This is a genomic window from Phyllobacterium sp. UNC302MFCol5.2 (genome assembly GCF_000686005.1).
GTDB classification, from domain to species: Bacteria; Pseudomonadota; Alphaproteobacteria; order Rhizobiales; family Rhizobiaceae; genus Phyllobacterium; species Phyllobacterium pellucidum.
In genome coordinates, this window is the sequence record NZ_JMLL01000013.1 from 126,013 (window position 1) to 139,211 (window position 13,199).

The window sequence follows — 13,199 nt, forward strand, 5'->3', positions numbered from 1 at the left end:
GCCATGGCCCTCGTTCAATCCGAGATTCCGTCACGTATGACCGGAGCACTGAGCGTGATGCGCCGGACCGCTCTAGCCGGCACGAGTCTCAAAAGGCTGCTCAGCTATTCGCCGCAAGGCACGCAGGTCAACACCCTGTTGGCAGCGCCGTCACCCATGTCACGGCTCCGCAGGGTCGCCCTGGTCGGCAACCTCCTGATCGGGGTCTTCATCATCGGCTTCGGCACATGGTCGATTTTCGCACCGCTCAAAAGCGCAGCGATCGCATCCGGGCTGGTCGAGCCGGAGTCGAGCCGCAAGACCATCCAGCATCTGGAGGGCGGCATCGTACGCCAGATCCTTGTCAAGAACGGCGATGCAGTAAAGGCGGGGCAGGTACTCTTCCAGCTTGACGACACGAAATCACGTTCAGAGCGCGACAGCCTCCAGGGCCAGCTCTGGGATGCCAAGGCGAGTCACGCTCGCCTACTCGCGGAGCAAAAGAACCTCGACCGTGTCGTGTACCCCATCGATCTTGAAGAAGTTCGCCACAACAACCCATCGGTTGACGGCATCCTCAGCGGTCAACAGCGGATATTCGAGACGCGCAAACAGGTCCTCCAATCCGAAATTGCGATCACGCAAAAGAAGATGGAGCAGGTGCAGGAGGAAATCACCGGGCTTACGGCGCAAAAGGCTGCGCTGACAGAACGGGTCGAGATCGCCCGACAGGAACTCGAGACCGTAACGCCGCTCGCGATAAAGGGCCTCGAGCGCAAGAGCCGGCTACTGGTTCTTGGCCGGGAAAAAGCCGATCTCGATGGTCAGTTCGGTGAGGTCACCGCGCAGATTTCCCGCGCCTACCAGGTCATCAGCGAAAGCCAGGCATATCTGGTCAAGCTCGAAAGCGATCGCCTCAACGAGGTTTCGCAAGGCATGCGCGACACCGAAACGCAGATCCTGCAGCTGAGCGAACGCCTGCGCGCCATCGACGATCAATTGACGCGGACCTCGATCCGCGCGCCGGAAGACGGCACGATAATGGATTTGCGTGTCCATACGACGGGCGGCGTCATCGGTGAGGGGCAACCCTTGGTCGATCTCGTGCCGCGTGAAGACAAGCTTGTCGTCTCGGCGCGGGTGCGGCCGGAAGACATCAACGTCGTTCATCCGGGCCTGCAGGCGCAAGTCCACCTGCTTCCCTACAATCAACGTCGCGTTCCGCTGCTCAAGGGTATCGTCGAATACGTTTCGGCCGACCGTCTTGTCGACAAGCAGACGAGCCAACCCTATTACGCCGCGACCATCAGGGTGACCGACGAACGGCTGGCTAAGATGCGCGATGTAGAGCTCGTTCCGGGCATGCCTGCCCAGGCTCTGATCGAGACCGGCGAAAACAGCGTTGCATTCTACGCGCTGCGTCCCCTCATCGACAGCTTCCACCGCGCGTTCCGCGAAGACTGATATGGGCGTGGGACGGATCAATTCGGGCGGAACACCATGCCGGGTTGTTCCGCCGCATCCGCTTCGCCGGCAGCGGCCATCGAAGGATCGTATCGATGGGTAAGAGAAAGTTCGACGACGATCAAATCACAGGCATTCTGAAAGAACACCAGGCCGGAACGACGGTGGCCGAGGTTTGCCACCGGCACGGTATCAGTGAGCCGACATTCTATCGCTGGCAATCACTGCAGTTCAAGAATGTCGGGTTCGACGCCAGAAGACTGAAAGCATTGGAAGAAGAAAATCAGAAGCTCAAGAAACTGCTCGCCGAGACCATGCTGGCCGCGGCGACGCTGAGTGAAATGCTTGAGAAGACCTCACGCGGAAATGCCTAGAAGCGATTCTACCCAAAGCCTCAGTTGGCCCTGACGTCCTGGTCTGCCATCGTCCTTTGGCCAAGGCGCGCAACGACTTCCGTACGGTTCTGGACCTGCAACTTGCGCATGATGTGCTGCAGATGCATTTTCACCGTGTGGCCCGACAGGTTGAGTTTGCCAGCGATCACCTTGTTGGGGTGTCCACACTGCAATTCTGCGAGAACATCCGCCTCGCGCGGCGTGAAATCGGCTATCGTCAGATAATCGGTATTGACGCTGATCACCTTGCGCGGCTCGTCCGCAGGCCCGCTGGGCGCGATGATTGCGCGACTGCGCGAAGGTGAGGCAACAAGCGGATGCGGGTAAAACACGCCGCCCGCCAATACAAGGCGCATGCCCGCGAGCGCAACATCGAGAGGAATGGATGTCGTGAAATAACCACGAATGCCCATTTCGAGCGCCTGCGAAGCCACGAACGTATCGTCAGTATTTGATAGAAGTGCGATCGAGGCTTCGGGGAAACGTTCCCTGATTGCGTCGAGATCGTCGTTGAGGCTGGTACTGTCCAGTGTCCGGCCGGCAAGGTCGAGTGCGATAAGCCGCACGTCCATTCCCAGAGCACTATCGAGAGTCTCTATTGAGACCATATCGATAAAGTCCCAGCCAGCGAGCTCATGTTCGAGAAGTCTGACTATTGTCGTCCTTGCCAGTGTATGTTGCTCTATGACGATTACAGTCGGCGCATTACGCGCCTTACGGCGTTTTGTGTCAGAGTTAATGGACACTTGCAGCCCCCCTTGGATTTTTTGCAATCCATTTGCAACACATATTATTCCCGTTCGTGCGTCATGTCATGATAAAAAGGGGATTAACTCCAATCTGGACATAGGTATGCCTCCATAGGGCTATATCCTTTGGCTGATATCCAATGGTGCGGGGCGCTTTCCCGGTCGTTGCGTCAGTGCCAGTTTCTGTTATTGCGCGCGCCGTGAAGGCTCGCCTGATTGCTGGTTCGCAGGCCGCAATCGTAATAGCCCGAAGCACATGAGCGTTCCGTCCGCCACATCGCGTTATAACGCGCGCGCCAGTCGCCTTTGGCACTGCTGCAGCCCATAAGCAGGCAAGCTGTAATGAGTGCGGCGATGGCTCTTGCGACTGTCATGCATTTCTCCTTGCCCTGGAATGAGCTTGTCTCGGGTGGCACGGAACGTGGTAACGCGCTGCATACAGCCTATGCAACTTATAATCGTAAAGACAGGCGTTCCGGCTAACAAAGTCTTGGGCTCTCGATGACGCATATGTTATCTTAGATATAAAATCTCTATTCAGGGGTGGGACGTGTCGCCGGCCGTTACCCGAAAACAATGCTGATAGAACCCGCTACCACTTGCAACTGCGAGGGGTGTTGCGCGCGACGGAGTTTCGCTGTCCGGGCGACACGCGGGCGAGCGCCATGTCGTGAGATGCCTCATGGCGGCATGAGAGGGAAACGTTAAGGCGTCTCGCGTCCAGCGAGACTAACCGGCACGGGAGGGCCGGCGCATGGGAGTGGAACAACATTTTCTTTCGGAAGATGAACGCGGCTTTGCGGGATTCTTTCCCGAGCATGCCAAGCTCGGGCAGATCGCAACCGGTCTTGTCTGGGCCGAGGGGCCTGTGTGGCTGAATGATATCCAGGAACTGCGCTTCTCAGATATCCCCAACAACCGGATGATGACATGGTCAGAAACAAAGGGCGCGCGGGTTTTCAGGCAACCTTCGCAACGTGCCAATGGCCACACGCTCGATGGCGACGGCGCAATGGTATCCTGCGAGCACGGCGGGCGTTGCGTCAGCCGAACCGGCACGGATGGCGCGTATGAGGTTCTTGCAACTCACTGGCAGGGCAAGCGGCTGAATTCGCCGAACGACGTTGTGGTCAAGTCCGACGGCTCGATATGGTTCACAGACCCGCCCTATGGGATCATTTCGGATTACGAGGGCATACGAGCCGACCGCGAGATCGACGGCAACAATGTCTATCGCATCGATCCTGATACCCGCGCCGTGGAATTGGTGGCCGATGATTTCGACAGGCCCAACGGACTTGCCTTTTCGCCCGACGAGAGCGTCCTTTACATCGCGGATTCAGGCCGGGCCGGCGGATTTGGTTTCGGCTTCGATGATACGCGCCCACATCATGTACGCGCATTGGATGTCGTCGACGGCCGCAAGCTTGGAAAAAGCCGGGTTGTCGCGGTTATCGACATAGTGCCGGATGGATTGCGTGTCGATACGGAGGGCCTTCTGTGGATATCCGCCGCGGACGGCGTCCATTGCTATACGCCGGCGGGCGGAAGGCTCGGCCGCGTTCTGGTCCCGGAGGTTGTCGCCAACCTGACGTTTGGCGGACCGTCCAAATCACGCCTTTTTATAACGGCGACGAGTTCGGTCTACGCGGTGGAGACCAGGAGACAGGGAGTACAGGCACCGTAATCGGCAGGCAACGACAATAAATCAACGGAGGAGGAGCAGAAATGAGCATGATCCTAAAGAGCATGATGATTTCGACAGCAGTCAGTCTGATGATGAGTGTATCCGCCTATGCTGCGGGCCCCGAGGTCGTAAAAGGCCCAAGCAAGGATGCCGAATGCTTCAAGCCGCAAACGTCCGAGACCAAGTTTTTCCAGTGGCCCAAGAAAGAAGGTCCCTATCGCATAGCCCTTGCCAATGGATTTATCGGCAATACCTGGCGCATCCAGATGATCCAGACCGCCAAAGCCTATGCCGCCTTGCCCGAAGTCAAAGCCAAGTTGAAGGAATTCAAGGTCGTCTCAACCGGGGATGATGTCGCCGCACAGATCGCTGCCGTCGATAATTTCATCAACTCCGGCTACGATGCGATTGTTGTCAACGCGCAGAATCCGACCGCCTTCAAACCGGTGATCAAGCGCGCCAATGCCGCTGGCGTAGTACTTGTTGCATTCGACAACACACTCGATACGGATGAAGCCGTCAATGTGAATGTCGATCAGAAGGGCCTCGGTGAACTGTGGGGCAATTGGCTGGTCAAGAACGTGCCAGGCAACAAGGGCAAGCTCCTCGAAGTGCGCGGGGTCACCGGTACATCGGTCGACCGTGATCGCCATGAGGGCATTCAGGAAGTCTTGAAGAAGTCCGGCGGTCAATGGGAAACGGTGGAGGTGGTCGGCCGCTGGGATGACGGCACCGCCCAGAAGGTCGTTGCTGATGCCATCGCCGTCCACAAGCATTTCGATGGTGTATCGGTACAGGGCGGCTCGACAGGTACGGTCCGCGCCATGATCGACGCGAAGCATCCGTTCGTGCCCGTCGGCGGCGAAACCGAGAATGGTTTCCGCAAACTATGCGCCGAACATTCGAAGGATGGGCTGAAATGCACCTCCGCCGGGACCGGGCCGGCCCAGGTCGCGGTTGCCATCAAGACGGCGATAGCCGCGCTTGAGGGCGAGGTCGTGCCGCAGTCGATCTCGCTGCCACTGTCGATTGTCGAGGATCCGAACTTCAAGGACGGCGACAGCTACTATGCGAAGGAGAGCGACAACTTCTTCGTCGGCAATTCCTTCCCGACCTGTGGGATCAACTTCTCGGCGCAGGAGATCATGGGCCAGACGAAGGCTGACCAGTAAGCGGCACCAACCGGGGCGCATTCGCGCCCCGGTAAACTCGCGTCTTGGAGGAGGATGACGTGTCGCAACCCGCGCCCATTCTGGAAATGAAGCATGTCTCGAAAAGCTATGGTGGCATAGCGGCCTTGAGCGAGGTGGATTTCGTTGCCTATCCCGGCGAGATTCACGCCATTCTCGGTGAGAACGGCGCAGGGAAATCGACGCTGATAAAGATTGCCGCCGGGGTGACAGACCCGAGTGAAGGCGAACTCTATGTAGAAGGAAAGCGAGTCGATTTCCGCAACCCGACCGAGGCAATGGCGGCGGGCGTGGTTTGCGTCTTTCAGGAATTGTCGCTGCTTCCCGATATGACTGTCGCCGACAATCTTTCAATCGTTTCACCGCCGATGCGGGCGGGTTTGATCGATGCGCGCGCACAGCGCGAACGGGCGCGTGAACTTTTGGCGATGATCGGCTGCGACGATATCCATCCGCTCGAACTCGTGCGCAACCTTCCCTTGTCGCGCCGCCAGATGGTCGAGATTGCCAAGGCTTTGGCAAAACGGCCAAAGCTTTTGATCCTTGACGAAGCGACCTCGGCGCTTACCGCCGCCGACGTGGAACGTGTCTATGCGATCATCCGTAAACTGCGTTCCGAAGGTGTTGGCATACTCTACGTGTCGCACCGGATGCATGAAATTACTGCGCTTGCCGATTGCGCGACGGTTTTCCGTAATGGACGCAAGATCGAGACGTTTGGCATCGGCGAGCGCTCGATGGACGCCATCGTCCAGATGATGATCGGCCGTGAACTCACCCACCACTATCCCGAAAAGCCCGCCGCCGATCTTTCGGCGCCCGTGGCTCTGTCGGTTCGTAACCTTTCCTGGGCGGAGCAATTGAAGGACATCTCTCTCGACGTTCGCAAGGGCGAAATCGTCGGGCTGGGCGGATTGGATGGCCAGGGCCAGCGCTCGCTGCTTTTTGCATTGTTTGGCGTTTTGAAGGGCGTATCGGGAACGGTTGAGGTTCTGGGCAAGCAGCAACGGCTGTCCGGCCCGCGCGCGGCCCTGCGGGCAGGGCTGCCGCTCGCCCTTATCCCTGAAGACAGGAAAACAGAAGGGCTGATGCTGCCGATGAACATTCGCGACAACATCAGCCTTGCTTCGCTGTCGCGGTTCCAAAAAGGGCTTCGCTTTGACCGCAGCGCAGAACATGCGGCCGTCGAGCAGATGATCAGAAGCCTGAAGATCAAGGTCAGCGATCTTGCGGCCGCCGTCAGCACGCTTTCCGGCGGCAACCAGCAAAAGGTCGTGCTGGCGAAATGGCTCATGACCGGGCCGGGGATCATTCTCTTGAACGATCCGACCCGTGGCATTGACGTTGGCACGAAGCAGGAAATCTACAAGCTGCTGCGCGATCTTGCCGATAGCGGCGTCGCAATCCTCTACTACTCCACAGATTATGCCGAGCTTATCGGCTGCTGCGACCGGGTGCTGGTGATGTATGGCGGCAGGATAGCGCGCGAACTTTTCGGTCGCGATCTCAACGAGCGAAATATCATCGAGACAGCGCTGAACGTGAATGGCAAGGAGCAGGCCGCATGAGCAATCTTCGCCATCATATCTCGCACAATGCCGGTCTCCTGGGCGCGATTGCACTCTTCATTTTGATGTTCACCATATACACCTCGAACCATCCGGTGGGTCTGAACGCCGCTGTTGCCGCAACGGCGGCGAACAAGGCGGTGCTACTCGCACTTGTTGCCATGGCCCAGACCCTGCCAGTGTTGACGCGCGGGCTCGATCTTTCTGTCGGGATGATATTCATCCTTGCCAATTGCCTCGCCTCGGCGATCGTGGTCGGCACATTGGGCGAGGGGCTGCTCGGTGCTGTGGCCGTCCTTGCCGTCGGGGCCGCGGCTGGCTTCCTCAATGGTGCCATCGTCGTCTGGGGCAGGCTTCAGCCTATCATCACCACACTCGCCACGGGGGCGATTTTCTACGGCATCGCGCTTTACATCAGGCCGGGCCCCGGCGGAGATGTGCAGTCCGACCTCGCGGATTTTGCGACCGGCCAGCTTTTCGGAGTGATTCCGACCGCATTGGTTATTCTCCTGGCCGTTGTCGTGCTGGTCTGGTTGCCCTATCGCAGCTCGGTTCTCGGCCGCGCGGCCTATGCCGTAGGTTCAAATGAGCAAGCGGCGTATATGTCGGGCGTGCCGGTCCAACGCGCCAAACTGCTCGCCTATACGCTCGCGGGTTTTCTCGCCGCACTTGGCGGCCTGATGCTGACCTTCAACACCTATTCGGGAGAGGCATCCGCGCCGATAGCCGGCTCCTATACGCTGAACTCGATCGCTTCTGTTGTGATCGGCGGAACGTCGCTCTTTGGCGGATGGGGATCCGCCATCGGCTCCATTTTCGGGGCATTCGTGCTTCGCACAATCGAGGATCTGCTTTTCGTCTTCAATCTCGATCCGCTCTGGCAGCCATTGTTTCAGGGCGTCGTGCTCCTTGCCGCCGTCAGCCTCGGCGCGATCCGCGTGCTGCGCATTCGCAACCGGCTGGAGCTTTTCGCATGAACGACCAGAAGCTTCAGGCCGGCACTGTCCCGATCCTCCGGTTTACACTCGACCGCTCCGTCATCATTGCGTTCGGCTGCATCATCTTGATGCTGCTTGGCGGCGCACTCTACTCGCGCGAGTTTCTTTCTCCGGAGTATCTCCTGCAGCAACTGCAGATCAGCGCGTTTCTTGGCATTATTGCCTCCGGCGCAATGATGGTCATTCTCATCGGTCACATCGATCTGTCGATACCCTGGACAGTTACGCTCGGAGCCATGATGGCGACGGCTGTCGCCGGCTGGTTCGGCGACATCGGCAATGTCGTCGCGATTCCGGTCGGCGTGCTTTGCGGCGCGCTTGTGGGCCTGCTCAACGGACTCGGCGTCGCCTATTTGCGATTGCCGTCGATGATCTTCACCTTGGGCATGAACGCGGTCGTCCAGGGTCTCATGGTGCTGCACACCGGCGGCTTCGCACCGCAGGATCATGCAACCGACGCGATGCACTTCATGGCAGTCGGGCGCTTGTTCTTCGGCTTTCCCAACGCGCTTTTCATCTGGATCATCGTCGGCGGGTTCACCACCTATCTTTTAACCCGAACCGCCTTCGGGCGCCGGGTCTATGCGGTCGGCAATCGCGAATCGGCGGCATATCTTTCAGGCGTGAACACCAATGGCGTCATCATCTGGTGTTTCGTGCTCTCCGGTGCCGCGGCGGCTTTTGCAGGTGTTTTATTGGCCGGCTATTCGACCAAGGCCTATCAGGCGATGGGAGACCCCTATCTCCTGCCGGCCATTGCGGCCGTTGTGCTTGGCGGAACAAATATCCTTGGCGGCAAGGGCAATTATCTCGGCACGATCGCCGGCGTTATCCTGATAACGCTGCTGCAATCGATCCTGGCTGTGATGCAAATGCCGGAGGCAGGGCGCCAGATCATCTACGGCGTCGTCATTCTTGTCATGTTGCTCGGTTACGGACGCGGCGAGATCGACCGGAAATAGTCAATGAAATAATATTACTAGCGGTTGTATTCCTCGACGAGGCTTTCGACCTTCGCCTCCCCATCGGCGAGAAGCTTGATGCAGTCACCGCGCTCTACCCGGGTCGCGGGTTTGATGGTGCCGTTCTTCAGACCGCTATCGAGATCTGCAACGTCCTGCATACTGTAGGTTGTGTTTGATTCCAGCCGTTCGATCCAGCGCCGGGTCGAGTCGCGCTTCGACCTGTATAGTGGATCGCCGCATGCATAGGACAATCTGAGCAGATCGAACTGGGCCTGCATGACGGCATCACCCTTGTCTACCTTGCCAGCAGTCAGGGCCAAGCCCAGCAGTATCGTTATCAGCATGCGCAAGTCCCCCGAGTCACGCGTTTCACAAAACGCTAACCTAGGGGTAAAAGCCGAACAACCTAATCGGATGGGTGATGCGCAACTACATCCAAAGGACTAGATGGGGATGTGTGGCTCATGAGTGAGGCCCAGATTGCCACACAGCGTTTGATGCCATGGACGATACTGGGCCTCGATCGGGATATCTGAAACGCGTTCAAATAACGCTCCCGACACTACAATAACGCGGAAACCAGACATTGGTTGCGCACTTAGAGCTATTTTGAGAAAAATGAGGCTCGACAATGCGCCACTCATGTCGATGGCAATCGTCGAGCCTCCATGGGCCGGGGGAGGGCTTAGATCCACCCTGATACTTTCGATTTAGGCTGTCAAATCACATTCCGGTACATATCACCGGAAATTGTCACTTCCGACCGTGACCGTGGCTCCACCGCTTGACCAGATAAACAAGTGTTCCAGTCCAGGCTACTGCCGTAAGCATCGCCAGGATGAGAGCAAAGTGACTGTTCATTGCTGCATAAGTCCTTCTTGAATGGAGCCGGCCGAATATCAGCAAACGTTCGTGGAGCCAACCCCTTTGTGACCGCGATCTGTCCGACTCACAAAATTGTCATGCCATGCAATCCACTAATCAAACGCATTTCAACTGCTTTGGTTCAATACGAACCGAATTCTACTGTAAGTAGATCTTAAATGGTCCCGGGGAGCCTCCGGAACCATTCCTATTGCCCCGCATTCTTGTGCTATGCGTGATCAATCCTTTGAACATGTAATGATCAAATCACCGCGCTCCGGCACGATTATGAACGTGTCTTCGGTTAAGCAGGCTGCGGACCTGTTGAAGCATCGCTGGACGAAACAATGCGGCCCTCTCTACGAAGAAGCAAAAGCCGTATGTGCCAAGGCTTTGGATGGTGAAGCAACCGCCAGAGCGGCTCGTTTCGCATTCGTTGAAGCAGCCAAGGAAGTCGATGCGTTCGTCGAGGAAAAGACCGAAGCGTCAGCCGCCCACCGTCCAGCCAACGACAAGGTGAACGCCGCAGCCTTTTCGGTTGAGGACGAGGCGGCCCAGCCTCACATCACGATCGGGCAAGGTGATTGATTCAACCGGACGGCGAGGCGGACACCCTCTTCGCCGGCTTTCGCACGCTTAACTCGCAGTTCCAGCGGAAATGCATCGCTGCATTGCACAATCGTCATTTGTTTAACGTGCTACGCTATGCAGGATCGGTACTTTCTCAAGACTCGCGGTCCTTCCCATGCCTTTGCCGATTCTCGCCTTAGCTATCGCCTCGTTCTGTATTGGAACGACCGAATTCGTGATCATGGGCCTGTTGCCTGAGGTTGCTGCTGATCTCGGCGTTTCCATTCCGCATGCAGGCCTGCTGGTGACAGGCTATGCGCTCGGCGTCGTCGTCGGTGCACCCATCATTGCCATCGCCACGGCATCGCTGCCGCGCAAGCCCGTACTCGTCGGACTTGCCATGCTGTTCGTCATTGGCAATTTCCTTTGTGCCATCGCACCGAACTACTGGATGCTGATGGTCGCGCGCGTCTTTACCGCCTTCGGTCATGGCGCATTTTTTGGTATCGGTTCGGTCGTTGCGGCAAATCTCGTTCCCCGGCACAAGCGCGCGAGCGCGATTGCGCTGCTCTTTGCCGGCCTGACGCTTGCCAACATTCTCGGTGTACCGTTGGGGACTGCACTTGGCGAAGCCTATGGCTGGCGTTCCACCTTCTTTGCAGTTGTCGCGATCGGCATCGCCGCCGTCATTGCCATCGCCTTCCTCGTTCCCGCAGCGAAGGATACGGACAAGGGCACGGGCATCCTCAGCGAAATCAGGGTGCTCGGCAAGTTGCAGGTATGGCTTGCCATGCTGATATCGGCGCTTGCCTCGGGCAGCCTGTTTGCGGTCTTCACCTATATCAAGCCAATTCTGACCGACGTCTCTGGCCTTCCGGCCTCGTCGGTCACCTGGGTGCTGCTACTCTTCGGTGCGGGAATTACGCTCGGCAATATCCTGGGCGGCAGGCTCGCCGACTGGAAGCTGATGCCGACGGTGATTGGCTCCCTGCTTGCACTTGTCTTTGTCTATATTGTCTTTGCCGGGATCAGCACATACCAGTTTGCCGCGATCGCCGGCGTCTTCCTCTGGGGCCTGATCTTTTTCATCGCCATTCCGCCCCTGCAGATGCGCGTGGTGGAAACGGCTGGGGACGCGCCTAATCTTGCGGCTACGCTCAACCAGAGCGCGTTCAATGTAGGCAATGCGGCGGGAGCGTGGATTGGCGGCGTCGCGCTGACATTCGGGGTCTCCTATCAGAATTTGCCTTATGTGGCTTCGCTATTGGCCGCGACCGGACTTGCGGTGGCAACCTGGTCGATGCTGCTCGACAGGAAGCAGTACCGCGAAAAGGCCCTCAGCGAAGAAGGGCAGGGCCTCGGTCTCGAGCCTTTGGCAGGTGTTTGAACCAACGCTGCTGTAGCCTGTTCGGTGCTGAGGCACGGGCGCTTGCGCCCTGTTGGCGTGCGCTTCAGGGATCGCGGCGTTTAAGGGGTTAAATCGTTTATAGGACCGAATGTCGCAGTCAGATATCTCTCGCCCCGCAGGCTCGAAAGCGCGGGCCACATTAACATCATTCTAAAGAGGCATTCGCAGCCTATTTGGCGCGAAAACAAGGCAAAACATGCAGAAATTGACGATTTTGGAGCAAGTGGACACTGCGGAAGCTGGAACTTGCGAACAGATTTGCGGCCATCGTCGCACTTGCGCCCATGGCGCTAACGCGCTAACCCTCGCCGCATCGCACCATCTTCCGGGATAGTGTGATCTGTCGCGTATAAGTGGCAGTCATGTGCATAACATGGCATTCTTGTCAGCCTGAGTTCACAAGGCGGAAAAAGACGGATCATGAACGAGCTATTAAGTTCCTACCTGCCCATCGTTATCTTTATCGGGGTAGCGCTGGTAATCGGTCTGGCACTGTTGGTTGCGCCTTTTCTGGTCGCATACAGTGCGCCGGATCCGGAAAAACTGTCGGCCTACGAGTGCGGTTTCAACGCGTTCGACGACGCCCGCATGAAGTTCGATGTGCGGTTCTATCTCGTTTCGATCCTGTTCATCATCTTCGATCTGGAAGTGGCCTTCCTGTTCCCGTGGGCGATATCCTTCGGCAAGATTGGCTGGTTCGGCTTCTGGTCCATGATCGTGTTTCTCGCCGTTCTGACGATCGGCTTTATCTATGAGTGGAAGAAGGGAGCGCTGGAATGGGATTGACCGACGGCACCACCACCCTCGTTGCACCAAAACCCAAGGGCATCCTCGATCCCAACACCGGCAAGCCGATAGGTTCGGATGATGCATTCTTCGGCGAAATCAACAATGAACTTGCCGACAAGGGCTTCCTCGTCACTTCGGCTGACGCGCTGGTAACCTGGGCGCGCACCGGATCGTTGATGTGGATGACGTTCGGCCTGGCGTGCTGCGCCGTCGAGATGATGCACACGTCGATGCCGCGGTACGACGGCGAGCGTTTCGGCTTTGCGCCGCGCGCTTCCCCGCGCCAGTCGGATGTCATGATCGTTGCGGGCACGCTTACCAACAAGATGGCGCCGGCGCTGCGCAAGGTCTACGACCAGATGCCTGAGCCGCGCTATGTCATCTCGATGGGCTCCTGCGCCAATGGCGGCGGTTATTATCACTACTCTTATTCCGTGGTGCGCGGCTGCGACCGTGTCGTTCCTGTCGATATCTATGTGCCCGGCTGTCCGCCCACCGCGGAAGCGCTTCTTTACGGTGTTTTGCTCCTGCAAAAGAAGATCCGCCGCACCGGCACGATCGAGCGATAGGAGA

The 13,199-nt window shown here is 57.8% G+C and carries 13 protein-coding genes and 1 pseudogene; 11 read left to right on the plus strand and 3 right to left on the minus strand.

What is annotated here, in order from left to right:
- Positions 1 to 3 precede the first annotated feature (3 nt).
- Together BR48_RS0117290 and BR48_RS0117295 are read left to right on the plus strand one after the other, a co-directional pair.
- Complete coding sequence (locus BR48_RS0117290) at positions 4 to 1,443, plus strand: HlyD family type I secretion periplasmic adaptor subunit (RefSeq protein WP_027232458.1); 1,440 nt, start codon at positions 4 to 6, stop codon at positions 1,441 to 1,443.
- A gap of 95 nt (positions 1,444 to 1,538) precedes the next feature.
- Positions 1,539 to 1,796: pseudogene (locus tag BR48_RS0117295) on the plus strand (transposase); the annotation flags it as partial.
- Positions 1,797 to 1,837: 41 nt separating this feature from the next.
- Here BR48_RS0117295 and BR48_RS0117300 read toward each other — a convergent pair.
- Complete coding sequence (locus BR48_RS0117300; protein ID WP_027232460.1) at positions 1,838 to 2,584, minus strand: response regulator transcription factor; 747 nt, start codon at positions 2,582 to 2,584, stop codon at positions 1,838 to 1,840.
- 173 nt (positions 2,585 to 2,757) lie between these two features.
- Complete coding sequence (locus BR48_RS26325; RefSeq protein WP_091922528.1) at positions 2,758 to 2,961, minus strand: hypothetical protein; 204 nt, start codon at positions 2,959 to 2,961, stop codon at positions 2,758 to 2,760.
- Positions 2,962 to 3,341: 380 nt separating this feature from the next.
- Here BR48_RS26325 and BR48_RS0117305 point away from each other — a divergent pair, with 380 nt between their 5' ends.
- From BR48_RS0117305 to BR48_RS0117325, 5 genes are read left to right on the plus strand one after another with little or no spacing between them, the layout of a single operon-like run.
- The gene (locus BR48_RS0117305; RefSeq protein ID WP_027232461.1) at positions 3,342 to 4,274 is read left to right on the plus strand and encodes an SMP-30/gluconolactonase/LRE family protein; all 933 of its coding nucleotides are present in this window, start codon (positions 3,342 to 3,344) and stop codon (positions 4,272 to 4,274) included.
- Positions 4,275 to 4,315: 41 nt separating this feature from the next.
- Positions 4,316 to 5,446: a sugar ABC transporter substrate-binding protein gene (locus BR48_RS0117310; RefSeq protein WP_091922531.1), complete on the plus strand. Its 1,131-nt coding sequence runs from the start codon at positions 4,316 to 4,318 to the stop codon at positions 5,444 to 5,446.
- 59 nt (positions 5,447 to 5,505) lie between these two features.
- Positions 5,506 to 7,032, plus strand: coding sequence for a sugar ABC transporter ATP-binding protein (locus BR48_RS0117315; protein WP_197030367.1), 1,527 nt, complete (start codon positions 5,506 to 5,508; stop codon positions 7,030 to 7,032).
- Positions 7,029 to 8,009, plus strand: coding sequence for an ABC transporter permease (locus BR48_RS0117320; RefSeq protein WP_027232464.1), 981 nt, complete (start codon positions 7,029 to 7,031; stop codon positions 8,007 to 8,009). Before BR48_RS0117315 ends, BR48_RS0117320 begins: the two co-directional genes overlap by 4 nt.
- Positions 8,006 to 8,992, plus strand: a complete 987-nt coding sequence (locus BR48_RS0117325) for an ABC transporter permease (RefSeq protein ID WP_027232465.1) — start codon at positions 8,006 to 8,008, stop codon at positions 8,990 to 8,992. The genes BR48_RS0117320 and BR48_RS0117325 overlap by 4 nt, the downstream gene beginning before the upstream one ends.
- A 17-nt stretch (positions 8,993 to 9,009) precedes the next feature.
- Here BR48_RS0117325 and BR48_RS0117330 read toward each other — a convergent pair whose 3' ends face one another.
- Positions 9,010 to 9,339 (minus strand): hypothetical protein, encoded by a 330-nt coding sequence (locus BR48_RS0117330; protein WP_027232466.1) that lies wholly within the window; start codon positions 9,337 to 9,339, stop codon positions 9,010 to 9,012.
- 778 nt (positions 9,340 to 10,117) lie between these two features.
- Between BR48_RS0117330 and BR48_RS25565 the strand changes: the two genes are divergently transcribed.
- The 4 genes from BR48_RS25565 (at position 10,118) to BR48_RS0117350 (ending at position 13,195) form a co-directional block, all read left to right on the plus strand.
- Positions 10,118 to 10,447 carry a DUF982 domain-containing protein gene (locus BR48_RS25565; RefSeq protein ID WP_051615137.1) on the plus strand — a complete coding sequence of 110 codons (330 nt, stop codon included), beginning with the start codon at positions 10,118 to 10,120 and terminating at the stop codon, positions 10,445 to 10,447.
- 157 nt (positions 10,448 to 10,604) lie between these two features.
- Positions 10,605 to 11,816: an MFS transporter gene (locus tag BR48_RS0117340; protein WP_027232467.1), complete on the plus strand. Its 1,212-nt coding sequence runs from the start codon at positions 10,605 to 10,607 to the stop codon at positions 11,814 to 11,816.
- Positions 11,817 to 12,257: 441 nt separating this feature from the next.
- Positions 12,258 to 12,623 carry an NADH-quinone oxidoreductase subunit A gene (locus BR48_RS0117345; RefSeq protein ID WP_027232468.1) on the plus strand — a complete coding sequence of 122 codons (366 nt, stop codon included), beginning with the start codon at positions 12,258 to 12,260 and terminating at the stop codon, positions 12,621 to 12,623.
- Entirely contained in the window at positions 12,614 to 13,195 is a 582-nt protein-coding gene (locus BR48_RS0117350; protein WP_027232469.1) for an NADH-quinone oxidoreductase subunit B, read from the plus strand. The genes BR48_RS0117345 and BR48_RS0117350 overlap by 10 nt, the downstream gene beginning before the upstream one ends.
- The last annotated feature ends 4 nt before the right edge of the window (positions 13,196 to 13,199 follow it).

Excerpts from the sequence above, each read along its gene's own strand:
- BR48_RS0117330 (WP_027232466.1), bottom strand. The coding sequence starts at position 9,339 with ATGCTGATAACGATACTGCTGGGCTTGGCCCTGACTGCTGGCAAGGTA.
- BR48_RS0117290 (WP_027232458.1), top strand. The coding sequence starts at position 4 with ATGGCCCTCGTTCAATCCGAGATTCCGTCACGTATGACCGGAGCACTG.
- BR48_RS0117345 (WP_027232468.1), top strand. The coding sequence starts at position 12,258 with ATGAACGAGCTATTAAGTTCCTACCTGCCCATCGTTATCTTTATCGGG.
- BR48_RS0117325 (WP_027232465.1), top strand. The coding sequence starts at position 8,006 with ATGAACGACCAGAAGCTTCAGGCCGGCACTGTCCCGATCCTCCGGTTT.
- BR48_RS25565 (WP_051615137.1), top strand. The coding sequence starts at position 10,118 with ATGATCAAATCACCGCGCTCCGGCACGATTATGAACGTGTCTTCGGTT.
- BR48_RS26325 (WP_091922528.1), bottom strand. The coding sequence starts at position 2,961 with ATGACAGTCGCAAGAGCCATCGCCGCACTCATTACAGCTTGCCTGCTT.
- BR48_RS0117350 (WP_027232469.1), top strand. The coding sequence starts at position 12,614 with ATGGGATTGACCGACGGCACCACCACCCTCGTTGCACCAAAACCCAAG.
- BR48_RS0117340 (WP_027232467.1), top strand. The coding sequence starts at position 10,605 with ATGCCTTTGCCGATTCTCGCCTTAGCTATCGCCTCGTTCTGTATTGGA.
- BR48_RS0117305 (WP_027232461.1), top strand. The coding sequence starts at position 3,342 with ATGGGAGTGGAACAACATTTTCTTTCGGAAGATGAACGCGGCTTTGCG.
- BR48_RS0117320 (WP_027232464.1), top strand. The coding sequence starts at position 7,029 with ATGAGCAATCTTCGCCATCATATCTCGCACAATGCCGGTCTCCTGGGC.
- BR48_RS0117310 (WP_091922531.1), top strand. The coding sequence starts at position 4,316 with ATGAGCATGATCCTAAAGAGCATGATGATTTCGACAGCAGTCAGTCTG.